The following is an 18,548-nucleotide window of genomic DNA, read 5'->3' as shown; positions in this document are numbered from 1 at the left end:
TCGCCGGGCGGAACGGACCGCCCGGCGTCGCCTATTGGCACCCTCGGTGCGCTGAGGACGACGGGACCAGTCGGTGAGGTCCGTAACCGGCACGCGCAGCACATCGCCGTCGTGGATCGGGTCGACAAGACCCCCACACACTCCCACCCCGCCAGGGTGGGGCAGCATCCCCCCACCATCACGAGTGAAGGAACATCACATGTCGAAGCACGGCGGCGGTACCGGAAGCGGCCAGGGCGGCAGCCAGCAGGATGACGGCAGCAGCGGACGCGGGCACGGCGGTGGCGGTTCCGAGACGAGCGGTGGCAACCCCTCCGACGGCTCCGGCCCCGCGAAGAAGTAGCACCGGATGATCACGCGCGCAGAGGGGGCCGGCCCTGCGGGGCTCGCCTCCGCGCTCCTTGCCTCGGGCGCCCTGCAACCGGACTGGCTGCCCGCCTTCCGCGCGGTCCCCCGGGACTTGTTCGTCCCTGACCGCATCTGGCCGGGCATCTCCGACGGCACCCGGCAGAACCCCGTGGTCGACCGCGCGACGGACCCGGACGCATGGCTCAGGGCGGTGTACTCCGACATCCCGCTGACTACGCAATGGGACGACGGCAGCCACACCGGGGAAGGCCTGGGCAGGACTCCGTCGAGCTCCAATTCCCAGCCCCGCATGGTGTTCTCCATGCTGGCCGATCTCGACGTGCGGGACGGGCACCGGGTCCTGGAGATCGGGACGGGAACCGGCTGGAGTTCGGCCCTGCTCGCTCACCGGCTCGGCAAGGGGAACGTCGTCTCCGTCGAGTACGACCCCGAGGTCGCGAAGGCGGCCGGAGAGCGTCATCGCAGAGCCGGGCTGTCTCCCTTGGTGATCGTCGGAGACGGACAGCTCGGACACGCGGGCGGGGCCCCTTACGACCGGATCATTGCCACCTGCTCAGTCGGACAGGTTCCGCGAGCCTGGGTGGACCAGACACGCGTCGGCGGGCTGATCGTGACCCCCTGGGGGACGCTGTACGGCGGTGAGGCCATCGTCAGACTGAGCGTGGCCGGCGACGGGACCGCCGGCGGGCGGTTCACGCGCTCCAGTGCGTTCATGCGGCTTCGGCAACAGCGCCCGGGCCTGCCCCCGCACGACGCTTTCCTCAAGGGCGAGGCGTGGCCGGCCGACGGCGCCGAGACCACTACCGGGCTTTCCCCCGCCAAGGTGGCCGGATGGGTGGAACAGTTCGCCATCGGACTCCAGATGCCGGGGGCGTTCTGGAGCGTGGAGCGCTACGGGGACGGCTCGTACACACTGTGGACGTACAGCACCGACCTGCTGTCGTGGGCGTCCGCCGACTACGAGCCGGAGGCGGACTCCTTCGCGGTGGTGCAGAGCGGGCCACGACGGCTGTGGGACGAAACGGAGGCCGCGTACCTCTGGTGGGAGGCGCGGGGCGGGCCGGGGTTCGAGCGGTTCGGGCTGGCCATGGGGGGCGACGGTGAACGGGCCTGGCTCGACTCCCCGGACAACCCCGTTCCGGTGGTGGGCTGACGGCCCGCACAGGAACCCGTACGGGAACCCGCACAGGAAGGTGCCCGCACGGGAAGGTGCTCGCACCGGTAGGTGAGGCAAGGGGCGCGGCCAGCCGCGCACCGACCCGCGGCCGAGGGCGGGTTCACGGTGCGTCCGACCCCAGCCCCACCAGCTCAAGCAGCGCCACCAGCCCGGCCCCGGCGCCCCGCATCCGCAGACGCCCCCCGGCCCGCCGGGCAGTCAGCCGCAGCCGGGCCACCGCCTCGACGGCCGCGAGGTCGGCCCGGGTGACCGCGGCGAGGTCGCACACGACCTCCCGGGCCCCGCCCCCGTACAGCCCGCGGAGCCGCTCGCACAGGAGCGGGACGTCGGCGAAGGTGACGGGGTGGGGGACGACGAGGACAGGGTGCTGCTCCGGGGAGTCGGTGGCTTCCACAACGATGAGACCGGGTCGGAGGGCGGAACTCATCGGTGGCGGATGCGGACCGGGGCTAGCGAACCGGGAAGCTTCCGGTGTCGATCTCCAGGCCGAAGGGGGCGGGCAGCGTCAGCTTCTCGCCGTACTCGACCGTACCGAGGACTCGGTAGGTGCCGTGTTCCGGTTCGCCGTAGAGCGTCGCGGTCGGTCGGCCCGAGTGCCAGGGGTCGAGGAGCAAGTACAACGGCACGCCTGCCTTGGCGTAGCCGTGGGTCTTCGTCACCCGGTCATGGTTGGCGTTGCTCTTGGAGGTGATCTCGACCACGAGCTCGGCGTCTTCCGCGGCCGTACGGCCGTCCGGTCCCTGGCTCAGCCGTGATCGCGGCATCACCACGAGGTCGGGCATGTAGAGGCCCGCGCTCTGCCGGAGGACGATCCCCAGTCTCTGGTAGATCGCCCAGTCCTCCGGGATCACGCTGTAGAGGCGGCAGTGCAGCTGTTCAGCGGTGTCGTTGTGTTCGTCGGACGGCAGTGGTGACACGGTGACGATCCCCTCGATGATCTCCACCTTGCAGCCCTCGGGTGCGTCCGTCTCCTCCCGGATCCGGACGATGTCGTCCCACTCGTGGCCGGTGCCGGAGTGGTCGACGGTGAGTGCGCTCATGCCGGTCTCCCCGCGTCGGTTCGTCACGAGTGCAGCATGCCGAACGGGACCGGCGGAGGCCCACCGGTCCCGTTCACCCATACGAGGAAACCCCCGAGAAAGCCCAGGTCAGGCGATACGTTCCCGCACGATCGGAGTCGCCGTGAACGCCGTGCCGGCCGGTGCCACGTCGTACGACGCGTCCAGCGACTTCAGCGCGTACTCGAACTTCTCCGGCGTGTCCGTGTGCAGGGTCAGCAGGGGCTGGCCCGCGGTCACCGTGTCGCCGGGCTTGGCGTGGAGTTCGACGCCCGCGCCGGCCTGGACCGGGTCCTCCTTGCGGGCGCGGCCCGCGCCGAGGCGCCAGGCGGCCACGCCGATGTCGTACGCGTCCAGGCGGGTCAGGACGCCCGAGGAGGGGGCGGTGATGACGTGCTGCTCGCGGGCGACCGGCAGGGTCGCGTCCGGGTCGCCGCCCTGGGCCGCGATCATCCGGCGCCACACGTCCATCGCGGAGCCGTCGGCCAGCGCCTTCGCCGGGTCGGCGTCCTTGATGCCCGCCGCGTCCAGCATCTCGCGGGCCAGTGCGATGGTGAGCTCGACGACGTCGGCGGGGCCGCCGCCCGCCAACACCTCGACGGATTCCCGGACTTCGAGGGCGTTGCCCGCGGTCAGGCCGAGCGGGGTGGACATGTCGGTGAGCAGGGCCACCGTCTTGACACCGCTGTCCGTGCCCAACGCGACCATCGTGGACGCCAGTTCACGCGCGTCCTCGATGTTCTTCATGAACGCGCCGGTGCCGACCTTCACGTCCAGGACCAGCGAGCCGGTGCCCTCCGCGATCTTCTTCGACATGATGGAGGAGGCGATCAGGGGGATCGCCTCGACCGTGCCCGTCACGTCACGCAGCGCGTACAGCTTCTTGTCGGCGGGGGCCAGGCCGTCGCCCGCCGCGCAGATGACCGCGCCGGTGGTGTCCAGGACGTTCAGCATCTCCTCGTTGGAGAGCAGCGCGCGCCAGCCGGGGATGGACTCCAGCTTGTCCAGGGTGCCGCCGGTGTGGCCGAGACCGCGGCCCGAGAGCTGCGGCACGGCCGCGCCGCAGGCGGCGACCAGCGGGGCGAGCGGCAGCGTGATCTTGTCGCCGACGCCGCCGGTGGAGTGCTTGTCGGCGGTCGGCCGCGAGAGCGAGTCGAAGTTCATGCGCTCGCCGGAGGCGATCATCGCCGCCGTCCAGCGGGCGATCTCCGTGCGGTTCATGCCGTTGAGGAGGATCGCCATGGCCAGGGCGGACATCTGCTCGTCGGCGACCTCGCCGCGCGTGTACGCGTCGATGACCCAGTCGATCTGCTCGGGAGACAGCTCGCCCCGGTCTCGCTTGGTGCGGATGACGGAGATGACGTCCATGGCATTCCTTCCGGCTTGGTGCACGTTACGTGCGCGACTCTACGCGCATAGAGGGAGGTTGAGAGTGCGGCCCCCGCACCGGGGTGCGAGGGCCGCGAGGTTACTTCAGGTGGTCCGGGCCGAAGGCCTGGGGCAGCATCTCGGCCAGCGTCAGGATGCCCTTCGGGGTCTCCAACAGGAGCTCGGGACCGCCGAATTCGAAGAGCAGCTGACGGCACCGGCCGCACGGCACCAGCACGTCACCGTGCCCGTCGACGCAGGTGAAGTGCGTCAGCCGGCCGCCGCCGGAGAGCTGGAGCGCCGAGACAAGACCGCACTCGGCGCACAGGCCGATGCCGTACGAGGCGTTCTCGACGTTGCAGCCGGTGACGGTGCGCCCGTCGTCGACCAGGGCCGCGGCCCCGACCGAGTAGCCCGAGTACGGCGCGTACGCGCGGGACATGGCCTCGCGCGCGGCCGTGCGCAGAGCGTCCCAGTCGGGCTCCGGCGTCACTTGCCCTGGCCCTTCCGGTAGCGCATGCCGTCCGCCTTGGGCATCCGCAGACGCTGGGCGGAGAGCGAGAGGACGAGCAGCGTCACGACGTACGGGGTCGCGCCGACGAAGTCGCCGGGCACGTCGTCGGTCAGCAGGTACCAGACCAGGATCAGCACGGCCATCACCGCGCTGATCGCGGCTTGCAGCTTGGCCTTCTTGTACAGCTTCCAGCCCGCGAGCGCCGCGAGCAGCACGACGAGCAGGAGCAGCAGGGCGTGCACGGTGGGACCGCCGTTGCGCAGCTGGAGCGCGTCGGAGAAGCCGAACAGACCCGCGCCCATGGCGAGTCCGCCCGGACGCCAGTTGCCGAAGATCATCGCGGCGAGGCCGATGTAGCCGCGGCCGCCGGTCTGGCCCTCCAGGTAGATGTGCGAGGTGACCAGGGCGAGGAACGCGCCGCCGAGACCGGCGAGGCCGCCGGAGACGGCGACCGCCGCGTACTTGTAGGAGTACACGTTGACGCCGAGCGACTCGGCCGCGATCGGGTTCTCGCCGCAGGACCGCAGGCGCAGGCCGAAGGCCGTCTTCCACAGCAGCCACCAGGTGCCGACGAACAGCGCGACGGCGATGACGGTGACCCAGGAGACCTCGGTGACCAGGCCGCCGACGATGCCGGCGAGGTCGGAGATCAGGAACCAGTGGTGGTTCTGGAGCGACTCAAGGCCGGAGGACAGACCCGGGACGGAGAAGCTGGGCAGCGCGTCGGCGGGCGGCGACTGCTTGGGGTTGCCGCCCTTGACCTGGGCCTCGCCGCCGTTGAAGAACAGCTTGGCCAGGTACTGCGTCACGCCGAGCGCGAGCAGGTTGACCGCGACACCGGAGACGATGTGGTCGACGCCGAAGGTGATGGTGGCGACCGCGTGGATCAGTCCGCCGAGGACGCCGAAGCCGATGCCCGCGAGCAGACCGAGCCAGGGGCTGGACTGCCAGCCGACCCAGCCGGCGCCGAAGGTGCCGAGGATCATCATGCCTTCGAGGCCGATGTTGACCACGCCGGCCCGCTCGGACCACAGGCCCGCGAGGCCCGCGAGCCCGATGGGCACCGCGAGGCCGAGCGCGGCGCTGATCTGGCCCTCGCTGGTGAGCTGGTCGGCGCCGGTGATGACGCGTACGGCGGAGACGAGGATCAGCGCGCCCGCGATGATCATCAGGACCTGCGCGAGGGAGAACTTGCGCTTGGCGTTGCCCCGCTTGACCCCGGCCGGAGGCGGTGGGGTCGTGGTCGTTTCGGTCGTGACGCTCATGCCGTCACCTCCGTCTCGGTCTTGGCGGCCTGGGCCGCGAGCTCGGCGCCGACGCGCTGTTGCTGGCGCTTGAGGCCGTATCGGCGGACGAGTTCGTAGGCGATCACGACGCACAGGACGATGACGCCCTGGATCACGCCGAGGATCTCCTTGTCGTAACCGATCACTTCGAAGTGGCCGGTGGTGCGCTCCAGGTAGCCCCAGAGCAGCGCGGCGAGCGCGACGCCCACCGGGTGGTTGCGGCCGAGCAGGGCGATGGCGATACCGGTGAAGCCGAGGCCGAGCGGGAAGCTGTTGTCGAACTGGTGGCTGTCGTTGAGCAGCGTCGGCATGCCGACCAGACCGGCCACCGCACCCGAGATGATCATGCTGGTGACGATCATCTTCTTGACGTTGGCGCCGCTGGCCGCGGCCGCGGACTCGGACTGGCCGACCGCCCGCAGGTCGAAGCCGAAGCGGGTGCGGCCCAGCGTGAACCAGTACGCGACGCCGACGAGCACCGCGACGACGATGAAGCCCCACAGCTGGCCGGCCGGGCCCATGTCCATGGTGAAGAACCAGGACGACGTGGGCAGCGGCTTGGTCGAGACGAGCGTGCCCGCCTCGTCGAGCTGGCCGAGCCGGTCGGGCTGGAGCAGATAGGCGATGATCGCGGTCGCGATGGCGTTCAGCATGATGGTCGAGATGACCTCGCTGACGCCCCGGGTGACCTTGAGGATGCCCGCGACGGCCGACCACATCGCGCCGACCAGCATGGCGACGACGATGATGATCGGGATCTGCACGATGCCGGGCAGGCTCAGCGCGCCGCCGACCACGGCGGCGAGGAACGCGGCCAGGCGGTACTGGCCGTCGACGCCGATGTTGAACAGGTTCATCCGGAAGCCGATGGCCACCGCGATGCCCGCCAGGTAGTACGTCGTCGCCTTGTTGAGGATGTAGACCTGGCTGTCGCTCGCCGAGCCGTACGACAGCATGTCGTTGAAGGCCGGGAACGGGTTCTTGCCGGTGGCGAGGATGATCAGCGCGGTGACGACAAGGGCCGCGACGAGCGCGAGCACGGGGGCCGCGATCGCGAGGAGCAGCTTCTCCTTGTCGATGCGGGAGGTGAGCTTCTTCATCGGTCCTCTCCCCCAGTGTTCTCCTGGTGCTCCAGGTGGCCGGTGGCGGCACCGGTCATGGCGGAACCCAGTTCCTCGGGGGTGATCGTGGCGGGGTCGGCGTCGGCGACCAGACGGCCCCGGTACATCACCCGCAGGGCGTCGGACAGGCCGATCAGCTCGTCCAGGTCGGCGGAGATCAGGAGTACGGCGAGGCCCTCACGGCGGGCTTCGCGGATCTGGTCCCAGATCTGCGCCTGGGCGCCGACGTCCACGCCCCGGGTGGGGTGCGCGGCGATCAGCAGCTTCGGGTTGTGGCTCATCTCGCGGCCGACGATCAGCTTCTGCTGGTTGCCGCCGGACAGGGAGGCCGCGGTGACCTCGATGCCGGGGGTGCGCACGTCGTACTCGCGCACGATCCGCTCGGTGTCGACGCGGGCGGCCCTGTTGTCGAGGAGGGCGCCCTTGGAGTTCGGCTTCTCGGTGACGTGGCCGAGGATCCGGTTCTCCCAGAGGGGGGCCTCCAGGAGCAGGCCGTGGCGGTGGCGGTCCTCGGGGATGTAGCCGATGCCGTCCTCGCGGCGCTTGCGCGTCGGGGCCGTGGAGATGTCGGTGGAGTCGAGCGTGATGACCCCGCCGTCGGGGATCCGCATTCCCATGATGGCCTCGACGAGCTCGGCCTGGCCGTTGCCCTCCACGCCGGCGATGCCGAGCACCTCACCCTTGTGGATGGTGAAGGACACCGAGGACAGCACCTCGCGCACCACCCCGTCGGGGTCGGTGGCGGCCAGCCTCAGGCCGTCGACCTGGAGCATCGGGACCGTGGTGACGGTCGACTCGCGGGTCTCGGGCGAGGGCAGTTCGCTGCCCACCATCAGCTCGGCGAGCTGCTTGGTGGTGGTACTGCGGGGGTCGGCGGTGCCCACCGTGGTGCCGCGCCGGATCACCGTGATCTCGTCGGCGACCGAGAGGACCTCGCCCAGCTTGTGCGAGATGAAGATGACGGTCAGGCCCTCGGCCTTGAGCTCGCGCAGGTTGTCGAAGAGCGCCTCGACCTCCTGCGGGACCAGGACCGCGGTCGGCTCGTCGAGGATGAGGGTGCGCGCGCCGCGGTAGAGGACCTTGAGGATCTCCACGCGCTGGCGGTCGGCGACCCCGAGGTCCTCGACGAGGGCGTCCGGGCGGACCCCGAGGCCGTACGCGTCCGAGATCTCCTTGATCTTGTTGCGGGCCTTGGAGCCGATGCCGTACAGCTTCTCGCCGCCGAGGACGACGTTCTCCAGGACGGTCAGGTTGTCGGCCAGCATGAAGTGCTGGTGGACCATGCCGATGCCGAGCGCGATGGCGTCGGCCGGGCTGGAGAAGGAGGCCTGGGCGCCGTCGATGGTGATGGTGCCCTCGTCCGGCTTCTGCATGCCGTAGAGGATCTTCATCAGGGTCGACTTGCCGGCGCCGTTCTCACCGCACAGCGCGTGCACGGTGCCCTTGCGGACGGTGATGTCGATGTCCTTGTTGGCGACGACACCGGGGAATCGTTTGGTGATGCCGCGCAGTTCGACGGCGGGAGGGCTGGACGCGTTGATGGCGCACTCTCCTCGTGGGCAGGAGCGGGGGGCGGGGAGCTTCCGGGGAAGCCTGGAAGCGCACTGGGCCACCGGCCGGACGCCCGGCCTAGTAGTTCAGCACACTCCTGGCGCGCCAACTCCGGCCTACGCGCGTAGAGTTGACACTTCGTTATGGCCCGGTGAAGCAGGGCGGTCCCTGCTTCACCGGGCCGGATGCGACGGGAGACGGTCAGTGACCGTCCCGGGTCACGGGGTCGTCTTGACCTTGATGGAGCCGTCGACGATCTTCTTCTGGGCCGCGTCGAGCTGCGCCTTCAGGTCGTCGATGAAGCCACCGCTGGTGGCGAGCGAAACGCCGCCCTTGGCCAGCGGGTAGCTGTTGGTGCCGACCAGCGGCTTGCCGTCCTTGATCGACTTGATCAGGTCGTAGACGCCGATGTCGACGTTCTTGACGACCGAGGTCAGGATCGAGTTCTTGTACTTGGAGAGCGAGGCCTGCTGGTACTGGTCGGAGTCGACCCCGATCGCCCAGGCGCCCTTCTTGCCCGCGACGGCCTCGATCGCACCGGTGCCGGAGGAGCCGGCGGCGGTGTAGATGACGTCGGCGCCGTTGTCGAGCATGCCCTGGGCGGCTTCCTTGCCCTTGTCGGGGCTGGCGAAGCCGGACGTGTCCGAGCCGTGCGACAGGTACTGGTTGTCGACCTTGACGTCGGGCTTGGTGTCCTTGACGCCCTGATTGAAGCCCGCCTCGAACTTCTTGATGAGGGGGACGTCGACGCCGCCGATGAAGCCGACGTGGTTCGTCTTGGTCTTCAGCGCCGCGGCGACACCCGCGAGGTAGGAGCCCTGCTCCTCGGTGAAGACGATGTTGTCGATGTTCTTGGGGCCCTCGACGACGGAGTCGACGATGCCGAACGTGACGTTCGGGTACTTGACCGCGACCTTCTTCATCGAGTTCGCGTACGCGTAGCCGATGCCGATGACCGGGTTGTAGCCCGCACCCGCGAGGTCGGTCAGACGCTGCTCGCGGTCGGCCTCGGTGTCGGTGGTCTTGGCGGTCAGCTCCTTGACGTCACCGCCGAACTCGGCCTTGGCCTTGTCGATGCCGCGCGCGGCGGAGTCGTTGAACGAGTGGTCGCCGCGGCCGCCGACGTCGTACGCGACACCGATCTTGACGCCCTTGCCGCCCGCGGCGGACGAGGAGGAGTTGCCCGAGTCCTTCTGGGAGGACGTGGAGCCACAGGCGGTGGCGGAAAGCGCGAGCGCGGCGGTGGCGATACCTGCCGCAGCGATCTTGGATACCCGGCGCACGAGGAGGTCCCTTCAAACCTGAACCGAGGCGCCCCTACCGGCGCTGGTTTCGCGTCGGATCGTAACGCGCGTAGATGTCGCGTAAAGCCCTGTTCGTAAGCCGTTATCGAATCGCCGCGAACAGAGGATGAAGTGTCCGGTTACGAGCGGTTGCCATCGAGCAGCGCCGCGGCGGTGAAGAGTTCGACCCCGACCCTGATGGCGGCCTCGTCCGCGTCGAAATCACCTCGATGCAGGTCAAGCCGGGCATTCGAGCCCGGGGTACGGACCCCGAGGCGGGCCATCGCCCCAGGTACATGCTCCAGGTACCAGGAAAAGTCCTCGCCACCCAGTGACTGCTCCGTGTCCTCGACCGCGTGCGCCCCGCGGCGGGCCGTCATCGCCTCCGCGAGCAGCTCGGTGACGATCGGGTCGTTGACGACCGGGGGCACCCCGCGGACGTAGTTGATCTCCGATTTGGCCCCGTGCAGGGCGGCCACCTCGTCGATCGCGGCGTGGACCAGGTCGGGCGCGTCGCGCCAGGCCGCCAGCTCCAGGCAGCGCACGGTTCCGGCCAGCTCGGCGTGCATCGGGATGACGTTGCAGGCGTGGCCCGCCTCGATGCGGCCCCAGGTGAGCGCGAGGCCCGCACGGGCGTCGATGCGGCGGGCGAGCAGCGCGGGCACGTCGGCGGCGACCCGCGCGACGGCGGTCACCAGGTCGGTCGTCAGGTGCGGGCGCGCGGTGTGGCCGCCGGGTCCGTCCAGGGAGACCTCCAGGCGGTCGCAGGCGGAGGTGATGGCGCCGTGCCGCAGTCCGATGCGCCCGGCGTCCACGCGCGGGTCGCAGTGCACCGCGATGATCCGGCCCACGCCGTCCAGGCAGCCGGCCGCGATGGCGTCGGCCGCGCCGCCGGGCAGCACCTCCTCGGCGGGCTGGAAGAGCAGCCGCACCGGGGCGGGCAGCAGGCCCTCGCGGTGCAGCCCGGCGAGGACCAGGCCCGCGCCGAGGACGGTGGTGGTGTGCACGTCGTGGCCGCAGGCGTGGGCGCGGTCGGGCACGGTGGACCGGTAGGACACGCCCGCCTTGGCGTCGGGGATGGGCAGCGCGTCGATGTCCGCGCGCAGGGCGAGCGCGGGGCGCTCGTGGTCCCAGGTTCCGATGTCGCAGATGAGGCCGGTGCCGGAAGGGAGCACCCGCGGTTCCAGGCCGGCCGCTTCGAGGCGGGCCTTGATCGCGGCGGTGGTCCGGAACTCCTGGTTGCCGAGCTCGGGATGCATGTGCAAGTCCCGCCGGAAGGCGACGAGTTCGGCGAACAACGCCTCGCTCAGCTCGCCGGGCAGCGGTGCTTCGCCGGGCAGATCGGCTTCGGACGACTCACGGGACATCAACTGGTTCACTCGTTGAGGGTAGGCCTCTTGAGGGGTCAACTCGCTCGCGATCAACAAAAGTTCAGCCGCATAGGGGAAAGAAAGCTGGTCGCACGGCGCATGCCGTTCGTGACAACTGGGTAAACTATTTCATCCTTCCGCCCGATGTCCGGGCGCGGACGTTCCCCCCAGAGTAGGAGCGGCCGCCCTCCCCAGGGCAGGACGACACCCGCGGGGCCCGCCTACGCGGCCACTCTGGCCAGGCCGTGGGCCCGGCGTGCCGTCCCCGTCACACCGTCCAGGAAGCCCTGGGCGCGCGGCGAGGCCTTGTCGGTGAGCCACCGGGGGTCTATGTCGCAGACCACGACCCGCACCCCGGTGCCCGCGAGCGCGAGCGGCAGGGTGTGTACGACGGTGGAGGGGAAGCTGAGGATCGTGCGGCCCACCGGGCCCCGGCGCGCGATGAGTTCGAGCGGCAGGTCGGGGCGTACGACTTCGAGGCCGGTACGGGCGTGCAGCGTGTGCAGCTTCTCGGCGGACTCCCTGCGGTGCGCGAAATAGCGGGTCACGCCGTGCGTACGGGCGAGCTGGGCGACCGCGGCGAGGTAGCTGTCCGGGTCGACGACCCCGGTCTCCACCAGGGAGGTCCCCACCAGATCGGCGCCCTTGGTCAGGCGCGGCGGCCCGAAGCCCGCGCGCGTCCAGCCGAAGGTGTTGGCGGTGACGGTGACGCCCTCGGGCGCCTCGACGGGCATCGCGCTGAACACCTCGACGCTGCGGCGCCGCGCCGGGGTGAGCCGGCGGCGGGCCGCCGCGGAGACCGGCGCGAACGCGAGGTCGCGCATACCGGCCCGGCTGCCCCGCCGGTGCCAGCGCACCAGGCGTTCGCCGCGGGCGAGTTGGGAGACGAACTCCATGGTGGCCGTCCCGTCGTCGACGACCACCAGGTCGCGGGCGCGGGAGACGGTGAGCAGGAGCTGGACGTAGCGCGAGAACGGGTCGCCCATGACGATCCGGCCGGCCCGCCGCAGCATCGGGGTGAGCCCGCCGATGGTGTGCAGCGGCGCCGTGAGGCCGCCCCGGGCCTCCTCCCAGCGCACCTTCGTGCCGGCGTCCCGGGCGAGCTCGGCCATCCGGCGCAGCTGGCCGCGTGACATGGGGTCGGTCGGCGAGAGCACCACGACGGTCAGACCCGAAAGGTCGGGCGCCTCGGGACGCTGCTGTGCGGGTACGCCGTCGAGCAGCGGGCCCGGCGAATGGGCCCACTCCAGGACGTTGAGCAGCTGGACCGGGCTCTCCACGAAGGCGAGCGTGGCGGAGGTGTCCCGAGGCACGGCGGGCCCGCCCCCTCAGACCGCGGCCGGAGCGCGGTCCCCGGCGCTCTCGGCGTCGGCGGCCTCGGCCTGGGCGACGACGCCGGTGACGCGGCGCAGCTTCTTCATCGGGGCGAGCTCGGAGTCGTAGACCTTCTTGACGCCGTCGCCGAGCGCCGCCTCGATGGTGCGGATGTCACGGACCAGGCGGGTCAGGCCGCCGGGCTCGACGGAGGCGGCCTGGTCGGAGCCCCACATCGCGCGGTCCAGGGTGATGTGGCGCTCGACGAACGCGGCGCCGAGCGCGACGGCGGCGAGCGTGGTCTGGAGGCCGGTCTCGTGGCCGCTGTAGCCGATCGGCACGTTGGGGTACTCGGCCATCAGGCTGTTGATCACGCGCAGGTTGAGCTCCTCGGCCTTGGCCGGGTAGGTCGAAGTGGCGTGGCACAGAAGGATGTTGTCGCTGCCGAGCACCTCGACGGCGTGCCGGATCTGCTTCGGCGTGGACATGCCGGTGGAGAGGATGACGGTGCGGCCGGTGGCGCGCAGGGCGCGGAGCAGCTCGTCGTCGGTGAGCGAGGCGGAGGCCACCTTGTGGGCCGGCACGTCGAACTTCTCCAGGAACGCGACGGCCTCGGTGTCCCACGGCGACGCGAACCAGTCGATGCCGCGCTCCTTGCAGTGCGCGTCGATGGTGCGGTACTCGTCCTCGCCGAACTCCACCCGGTGGCGGTAGTCGATGTACGTCATCCGGCCCCACGGGGTGTCCCGCTCGATGTCCCACTGGTCGCGCGGGGTGCAGATCTCCGGGGTGCGCTTCTGGAACTTGACCGCGTCGCAGCCCGCGTCGGCGGCGGCGTCGATCAGGGCGATCGCGTTGTCGAGGTCGCCGTTGTGGTTGATGCCGATCTCGCCGGTGACGTACACGGGGTGGCCCGGGCCTGCGGTGCGGCTGCCGAGGGTGCGCAGACGGTTGCTCATGAGGGTGTTTCCTTACATCGGGTGGGGAGGTCGGGCGTGGAGGTCAGGCGGGGGTGTGGTCGGTCTCGGGGAGGTGCGGGAGCGGTGGGGTGTCGGTGAGTTCGGGTCCCAGGAGCCAGCCGGCGATCTCGCGGACCGCTCCTTCGCCGCCGGGGGCGCGGGTGACGGCACGCGCCGCGGCGCGCACCGGGTCGTGGGCGCTGCCGACGGCCACCGGCCAGCCGGCGAGCGCGAAGCAGGGCAGGTCGTTGACGTCGTTGCCGGCGTAGAGCACCCGCTGGGGGTCGACGCCCTCGTCCTCGCACCACTGCTTGAGGGCGAGGTCCTTGCGGTCGATGCCGTGCAGGACCGGGATCTTGAGCTTGCGGGCGCGGGCGGCGACGACGGGGTTCTGCTCGGTGGACAGGATGAGCAGTTTGAGTCCGGCCCGGCGCAGGGCGGCGATGCCGAGCCCGTCGCCCCGGTGCACGGCGACGAGTTCGCGGCCCTCGGAGTCGATGAGGACCTTGTCGTCGGTCTGGGTGCCGTCGAAGTCGAGGACGACCGCGTCGATGTCGTCCCGGGTCGGGGTGGGGAGCCGGTCGAGTACGGGGGCGAGCGCGCGGGCCCGTTGCAGGTCGTGCGGCTCGTCGATCTCCAGGACCCGGGCCGGGTCGGTGCGCACGAGCGCGGTCCGGCCGAAGAAGCGGTGCTTGTGGGTGCGGAAGCCCTCGGCGTCCATGGCGTAGGCGGCGCCGGTCTCCAGGAAGTCCTGCGGACGGTCCTGGCGGCGCGGTCGGAACGACTTGTCGTGGCCCATGCCCTGGCCGCCGCCGAGTTCGTCCTCGCGCCACAGGAAGCCGTGGAAGGGGGCGACGGTGACGGCGGTCTCGGCGCCGTCCTCCAGGACCGCCGCGGCCACGCCCTCGACGTCTTCGCGGGTCAGGAACGGGCTGGTGCACTGCACGAGCAGCACCACGTCGGTGTCCGGGTGCGCGTCCAGGGTGTGCAGGACGGCGGCCTCGCTGGTGGCGGTGTCGCCCGAGATGCCGGCCGGGCGGACGACCACGTCGGCGCCGGCCGAGCGGGCGGCGGCCGCGATCGCCGGGTCGTCGGTGGAGACGACGACGTCGGTGACGAGCCGTGCGGCCCGGCAGGCGAGCACCGCCCGCACCACGAGCGGGACCCCGGCGACGGAGGAGAGGTTCTTGCCGGGCACGCCCTTGGAGCCGCCCCGGGCGGGGATGACGGCGAGCACCTTGGGGGGCGTGCTCGTGGCGGCGGTCGGGGGCATCACAGTTCTCCCATCCGGCGGATGACGGGCGCGACCCGCTGTACGCCGTGGCGGTAGGCGCCGCGCGCCGCGTCGCGCACGGCGTCCCTGATCACCCGGCGCAGGCCGGTCCGCTCGGTGGCGGGGGCCGCGCCCGGCAGCGGGCTGCCGTCGGGGGCGAGGTGGTGGCGGGCGAGGATGCCCGGGAGGTAGCCGGGCGCGGTGGCGGCGGTGTAGTAGGGGGTGATCGGCGGCAGGCTCTCCCGGGCGAGCAACTCGCCCATGCGGGCCCGCACTTGATCGAAGGCGCGGTGGTACGCGTCACCCGGGGCGACGCCCTGGGCGGCGAGCCACTCGGGGTCGGGCACGGGCCGGTGCCCGGCGTCGAGCCGGTCCCAGGAGGCCAGGCAGCCGGAGCCGAGGAAGTGGTGGTTGCCGAGGACCTCGCGGACACCGAGGTCGGTGAGGACGACCGTCGGCACCGAGCGGTGCAGCGACTCCAGGGCGGCGGTCGAGGAGACCGTCACCAGCAGGTCGGCGCGGTCCAGGATCTCGCCCATGTTCCCGTACGCGAGCGAGAAGTTGGGCGGCGGGCCGAGGCCCTTGACGAGCTTCTGGAAGGGGTGTTCCTCGATGTGCGTGGTGTGCTCGCCGGGCTTGGAGCGGAGCTTGAGGACGACCTCGCGCTCCGGGTGCAGCCGGGCGTGCCCGACCAGGCGCTCCAGCAGGTACCGGCGGTCGGCGCGGCTCTCCGGTACGGAGGGCTGGGCGGCGAAGACGACGGTGTCGCGGCCGGGCTGCGCCGTGTAGGCGGCGCCGCCGAGGAAGGGCAGCGCGGCCTCGGTGACGGCGGAGGCGTCGGCGCCCACGCCCTCGTAGACCGCGCGGAAACGCCCGGCGTCGTGGCGGGAGTTGGCGAGCACGATGTCGGCGCCGTGCCGGAGCAGCAGGCCGTCGGCGAGCTTCTCGTAGACGACGCCCACATAGCCGGTGACGATCACCGGACGGCGGGCCCGGCCCCGCAGCCGGGCGGCGAGCCCGTGCAGCGCGGCCTGGGCGGCACCGCCGACGAGCGCGAGCACGATGACGTCGTACGGCGGGACCGGGGAGCCCGAGGGGCCCGACAGGGCTACCGCGTCCAGGAATTGAGCCATCGTCACTTCGCGCAGGGCGTCCGCCGCGACCCCCACCTCGGCGAGCTGGCGAGGCGTGGGGGTGGCGCGGCCCCGGAGCAGGAAGCCGTCGAGTTCGGGGGCGAGGGGCGCGGTTGCGGCGGAGTCGGTCCCGGGAGCCTGTTCGGCGAGGCGGCGCGCGGTGAGCGCACCCCATTTCCACCGGGTGTCCGAATCCGCGAGAACCGCGATCCGCAGCCTTGAATCGGTACGTGATGGCACGCCGTAGAAACTAGGAAGCCCCGCGTATTCGCGGCCCAACTCGACTGCAACAACTGGTTAACAGCGCGACTACTCAAGGAGTGCGGGACAGCCCGGCGGACGGGTTAACGGTCCCGCCATTCTTCGTTCACCCGTCATCTTGGTGCCGGACAGGACGAATGACGGAACGGCGCCCTAGCGTCACCGCCGTGGTCAAGCTCTCCGTCATCGTGCCGTTCTACAACGTGCGCGCCTACGCACCCGACACCCTGCGAAGTCTGCGCGCGAACGCCCGCGACGACTTCGAGTTCCTGCTGGTCGACGACTGCTCGTCGGACGGCACGATCGAGCTGCTCGAACGGGCCGAACGCGAGCTTCCGGGGGCGGTGCTGCTCAGACACGAACGCAACGGCGGTCTGGCCACGGCCCGCAACACCGGCCTGGACGCGGCCCGCGGCGAATATCTGACGTACCTGGACGGCGACGACTGGCTCGCCCCCGGCTACTTCACCCAACTCCTCTCTCGCATCGAGGAGTTGGGGTGTGACTTCGTCCGCACGGACCACGTCCAGGTGACCGGCCAGGAGCGTACGGTGCACCGGGTGCCGCACGGCCGGCGCGGTGAGGTGATGTCGCCGCGCGAGGCGATCCTGCCCGCCACCCGCTCCACCTCGGTGGACTACGCGTTCGCCTGGGCCGGGATGTACCACCGCAGGCTGGCCGACCGCGGGCTCCTTCACTTCACCGACGGGCTGCGCACGGCCGAGGACCGGCCGTGGATCTGGCGGCTGCACCGCGAGGCGGAGTCGTTCGCGGTGACGGGACAGCTCGGCGTGTTCTACCGGCGCGGGGTCGCCTCCTCGCTGACGCAAATCGGCGATGTGCGACAACTCGATTTCATTCGCGCATTCGATCAAGTAATAGCGGAGACGGCCAAGGACCGGGATGCGGACGAATTGCTCCCGAAAGCCGTGCGGACGTACTGCGCGATCATTTCCCACCATATGAGCAGCATCGAAAGGTTCGAACCGGCCGTGGCCAGAAAACTCAAGGCCCTGAGCGCGGGCGCGCTGAAACGGCTGCCGCAGGACCACCTCAGGGACGCCCTGAACTCGATGGACGCGCGCCGCGCCGCCCGGCTGCGCAGGCTGCGCCACCGCCCGGCCGCACCCTCGGCGGGAGCTGCCGCCTGATGCCCACGACCCAGATCTTCGCGGCGTCCACCCTGTACGGGGTGGCCACGCTCGCCGCCGCGCTCGACAGCGGCTGCTTCCCCGCGGCCGACCGGCGGCTGCTGCTCATCAGCAACAACGCGCCCGCGCCGGAGGTGTCGCCGTCGCTCGACACCATGCCGGGCTTCGAGCTGCTGCGCGGCCGCTTCGACGGGGTGCTCTCCTGGAACGACACCATCGCCCCCTTCCACCCGGGCGGCTGGTCCCCGCGCCCCGACGATGTCCCGCTCTGGGAGCGGCAGTTGAGGGTGCTGTGGGAGCTCGGGGGCGACCGGATCGAGCTCGCCCTGGAGTCCATCCAGGTGAACCCGGCCCAGGCGGTCGCCCAGCTCTTCCCGGACGCGCCGGTCACGGTGTACGCGGACGGCCTGATGACCTACGGCCCGACCCGCAACAAGCTGGACCCGCTCATCGGTTCACGGGTGCGCCGGGTGCTGCACCTCGACCTGGTTCCGGAGCTGCGGCCGCTGCTGCTCGGGGAGTTCGGCGTGCCGAGCGAGACGGTGCCGACGGCGGCCTTCGTGAAGACGGTGGGTGAACTCGCGGCCGCGGAAACCGAGTCGGGTCTCCCTTCGGAGGGCGAGCCGCCGGCCCTCCTGCTCGGCCAGTACCTGTCCGCGCTGTCCATCCTCACCCCCGCCCAGGAGGAGGAGCTGCACCTGCGCATGCTGCGGGGCGCGGCGGCGCGGGGCCATCGGCGGATCGTCTTCAAACCGCACCCGTCGGCGCCGCCTGCCTGGTCACAGGCGCTGGAGGCGGAGGCGGTCACGCTCGACGTCCAACTGACCGTCCTGGAGCGCCCGTTGATGGCCGAGGTGCTTTACGAGCGCCTCTCCCCCGCGCTCGTCGTGGGCTGCTTCTCGACGGCGCTCCTGACGGCTTCGTCCTTCTACGGCATTGCGGTGGCCCGGGTCGGCACCGAACTCCTCCTGGACCGGATCGCCCCGTACCAGAACAGCAACCGGGTCCCGGTGACGATCGCGGACGCGCTGCTCCCGCCCCTGGAGGGCGAGGCACACCCGGCCGTGGACCTGCCGGAGCTGCTGCGCGCGGTGGGCTATGCGATGCAGCCCGAGCTGCGCCCGGACCTGCGCGGCGCGGCCGAGCGCTACCTCTCGGCCTCCCTGAACACCCACACCTGGCGGTATTTCAAGCGCCGCCGCCTGACCGCGCTCGCCCTGCCCGGCGCGATCCCGTCCCAGCTGGGCTTCATCCCGCGCAACGCGACGGTGCGCCGGGTGGCCCGGCGGGTCCGGCGGCTGACGCCGCGGCGGGCCTAGCCGCGAAGGACCGCGGCCCCCGGCCCCGGTCCTGGGCGGCC

General features: G+C 71.2%; 17 protein-coding genes. 4 read left to right on the top strand and 13 right to left on the bottom strand.

Annotated elements, in window-relative coordinates:
- The first annotated feature begins 199 nt into the window (after positions 1-199).
- Both ACFYNP_RS20580 and ACFYNP_RS20575 read left to right on the top strand, forming a co-directional pair.
- Positions 200-343 carry a hypothetical protein gene (locus ACFYNP_RS20580; RefSeq protein WP_388786974.1) on the top strand — a complete coding sequence of 48 codons (144 nt, stop codon included), beginning with the start codon at positions 200-202 and terminating at the stop codon, positions 341-343.
- 6 nt (positions 344-349) lie between these two features.
- Positions 350-1,522, top strand: a complete 1,173-nt coding sequence (locus ACFYNP_RS20575; protein WP_388786971.1) for a methyltransferase domain-containing protein — start codon at positions 350-352, stop codon at positions 1,520-1,522.
- A 124-nt stretch (positions 1,523-1,646) separates the two neighbouring features.
- Here ACFYNP_RS20575 and ACFYNP_RS20570 read toward each other — a convergent pair whose 3' ends face one another.
- The 13 genes from ACFYNP_RS20570 to ACFYNP_RS20510 form a co-directional block, all read right to left on the bottom strand.
- Positions 1,647-1,973, bottom strand: coding sequence for a lipid asymmetry maintenance protein MlaB (locus tag ACFYNP_RS20570; protein ID WP_388786969.1), 327 nt, complete (start codon positions 1,971-1,973; stop codon positions 1,647-1,649).
- 22 nt (positions 1,974-1,995) lie between these two features.
- The gene (locus ACFYNP_RS20565; protein ID WP_388786966.1) at positions 1,996-2,586 is read right to left on the bottom strand and encodes a Uma2 family endonuclease; all 591 of its coding nucleotides are present in this window, start codon (positions 2,584-2,586) and stop codon (positions 1,996-1,998) included.
- 108 nt (positions 2,587-2,694) lie between these two features.
- Positions 2,695-3,972: a thymidine phosphorylase gene (locus ACFYNP_RS20560; protein ID WP_388405964.1), complete on the bottom strand. Its 1,278-nt coding sequence runs from the start codon at positions 3,970-3,972 to the stop codon at positions 2,695-2,697.
- A 100-nt stretch (positions 3,973-4,072) separates the two neighbouring features.
- A complete protein-coding gene (locus tag ACFYNP_RS20555; protein ID WP_388405961.1) occupies positions 4,073-4,465 on the bottom strand; it encodes a cytidine deaminase in 393 nt (130 codons plus the stop codon).
- Positions 4,462-5,751, bottom strand: coding sequence for an ABC transporter permease (locus tag ACFYNP_RS20550; RefSeq protein WP_388786963.1), 1,290 nt, complete (start codon positions 5,749-5,751; stop codon positions 4,462-4,464). The genes ACFYNP_RS20555 and ACFYNP_RS20550 overlap by 4 nt, the downstream gene beginning before the upstream one ends.
- A complete protein-coding gene (locus ACFYNP_RS20545; protein WP_167157457.1) occupies positions 5,748-6,872 on the bottom strand; it encodes an ABC transporter permease in 1,125 nt (374 codons plus the stop codon). Before ACFYNP_RS20545 ends, ACFYNP_RS20550 begins: the two co-directional genes overlap by 4 nt.
- The gene (locus tag ACFYNP_RS20540; protein WP_388405956.1) at positions 6,869-8,506 is read right to left on the bottom strand and encodes an ABC transporter ATP-binding protein; all 1,638 of its coding nucleotides are present in this window, start codon (positions 8,504-8,506) and stop codon (positions 6,869-6,871) included. The genes ACFYNP_RS20545 and ACFYNP_RS20540 overlap by 4 nt, the downstream gene beginning before the upstream one ends.
- Before the next feature lie 156 nt (positions 8,507-8,662).
- Entirely contained in the window at positions 8,663-9,727 is a 1,065-nt protein-coding gene (locus ACFYNP_RS20535; RefSeq protein WP_388405954.1) for a BMP family protein, read from the bottom strand.
- Positions 9,728-9,867: 140 nt separating this feature from the next.
- The gene (locus ACFYNP_RS20530; RefSeq protein ID WP_388406979.1) at positions 9,868-11,094 is read right to left on the bottom strand and encodes an amidohydrolase; all 1,227 of its coding nucleotides are present in this window, start codon (positions 11,092-11,094) and stop codon (positions 9,868-9,870) included.
- A gap of 224 nt (positions 11,095-11,318) precedes the next feature.
- Positions 11,319-12,410 (bottom strand): hypothetical protein, encoded by a 1,092-nt coding sequence (locus ACFYNP_RS20525; protein ID WP_388786960.1) that lies wholly within the window; start codon positions 12,408-12,410, stop codon positions 11,319-11,321.
- A 15-nt stretch (positions 12,411-12,425) separates the two neighbouring features.
- The gene (locus ACFYNP_RS20520; protein ID WP_388405948.1) at positions 12,426-13,370 is read right to left on the bottom strand and encodes an N-acetylneuraminate synthase family protein; all 945 of its coding nucleotides are present in this window, start codon (positions 13,368-13,370) and stop codon (positions 12,426-12,428) included.
- A gap of 43 nt (positions 13,371-13,413) precedes the next feature.
- Positions 13,414-14,643 (bottom strand): cytidylyltransferase domain-containing protein, encoded by a 1,230-nt coding sequence (locus ACFYNP_RS20515; protein ID WP_388786957.1) that lies wholly within the window; start codon positions 14,641-14,643, stop codon positions 13,414-13,416.
- A complete protein-coding gene (locus ACFYNP_RS20510) occupies positions 14,643-16,016 on the bottom strand; it encodes a DUF6716 putative glycosyltransferase (protein ID WP_388786954.1) in 1,374 nt (457 codons plus the stop codon). The genes ACFYNP_RS20515 and ACFYNP_RS20510 overlap by 1 nt, the downstream gene beginning before the upstream one ends.
- A gap of 188 nt (positions 16,017-16,204) precedes the next feature.
- On the opposite strand from ACFYNP_RS20510, the gene ACFYNP_RS20505 reads away from it, so the two are divergent.
- Positions 16,205-17,188, top strand: a complete 984-nt coding sequence (locus tag ACFYNP_RS20505; RefSeq protein ID WP_388786952.1) for a glycosyltransferase family 2 protein — start codon at positions 16,205-16,207, stop codon at positions 17,186-17,188.
- Entirely contained in the window at positions 17,188-18,507 is a 1,320-nt protein-coding gene (locus tag ACFYNP_RS20500) for an alpha-2,8-polysialyltransferase family protein (RefSeq protein WP_388786949.1), read from the top strand. The genes ACFYNP_RS20505 and ACFYNP_RS20500 overlap by 1 nt, the downstream gene beginning before the upstream one ends.
- The last annotated feature ends 41 nt before the right edge of the window (positions 18,508-18,548 follow it).

It is taken from the genome of Streptomyces sp. NPDC006691, assembly GCF_042869955.1.
GTDB lineage: Bacteria > Actinomycetota > Actinomycetes > Streptomycetales > Streptomycetaceae > Streptomyces.
Note: the sequence above shows the minus strand (reverse complement) of the source record. Positions and strands in the feature narration are given on the sequence as shown.

Bases quoted from the DNA above. Each gene is read 5' to 3' on its own strand.
- ACFYNP_RS20500 (WP_388786949.1), top strand. From the start codon at position 17,188: ATGCCCACGACCCAGATCTTCGCGGCGTCCACCCTGTACGGGGTGGCC.
- ACFYNP_RS20520 (WP_388405948.1), bottom strand. From the start codon at position 13,370: ATGAGCAACCGTCTGCGCACCCTCGGCAGCCGCACCGCAGGCCCGGGC.
- ACFYNP_RS20515 (WP_388786957.1), bottom strand. From the start codon at position 14,643: ATGCCCCCGACCGCCGCCACGAGCACGCCCCCCAAGGTGCTCGCCGTC.
- ACFYNP_RS20570 (WP_388786969.1), bottom strand. From the start codon at position 1,973: ATGAGTTCCGCCCTCCGACCCGGTCTCATCGTTGTGGAAGCCACCGAC.
- ACFYNP_RS20545 (WP_167157457.1), bottom strand. From the start codon at position 6,872: ATGAAGAAGCTCACCTCCCGCATCGACAAGGAGAAGCTGCTCCTCGCG.
- ACFYNP_RS20550 (WP_388786963.1), bottom strand. From the start codon at position 5,751: ATGAGCGTCACGACCGAAACGACCACGACCCCACCGCCTCCGGCCGGG.
- ACFYNP_RS20575 (WP_388786971.1), top strand. From the start codon at position 350: ATGATCACGCGCGCAGAGGGGGCCGGCCCTGCGGGGCTCGCCTCCGCG.
- ACFYNP_RS20530 (WP_388406979.1), bottom strand. From the start codon at position 11,094: ATGTCCCGTGAGTCGTCCGAAGCCGATCTGCCCGGCGAAGCACCGCTG.
- ACFYNP_RS20565 (WP_388786966.1), bottom strand. From the start codon at position 2,586: ATGAGCGCACTCACCGTCGACCACTCCGGCACCGGCCACGAGTGGGAC.
- ACFYNP_RS20560 (WP_388405964.1), bottom strand. From the start codon at position 3,972: ATGGACGTCATCTCCGTCATCCGCACCAAGCGAGACCGGGGCGAGCTG.
- ACFYNP_RS20580 (WP_388786974.1), top strand. From the start codon at position 200: ATGTCGAAGCACGGCGGCGGTACCGGAAGCGGCCAGGGCGGCAGCCAG.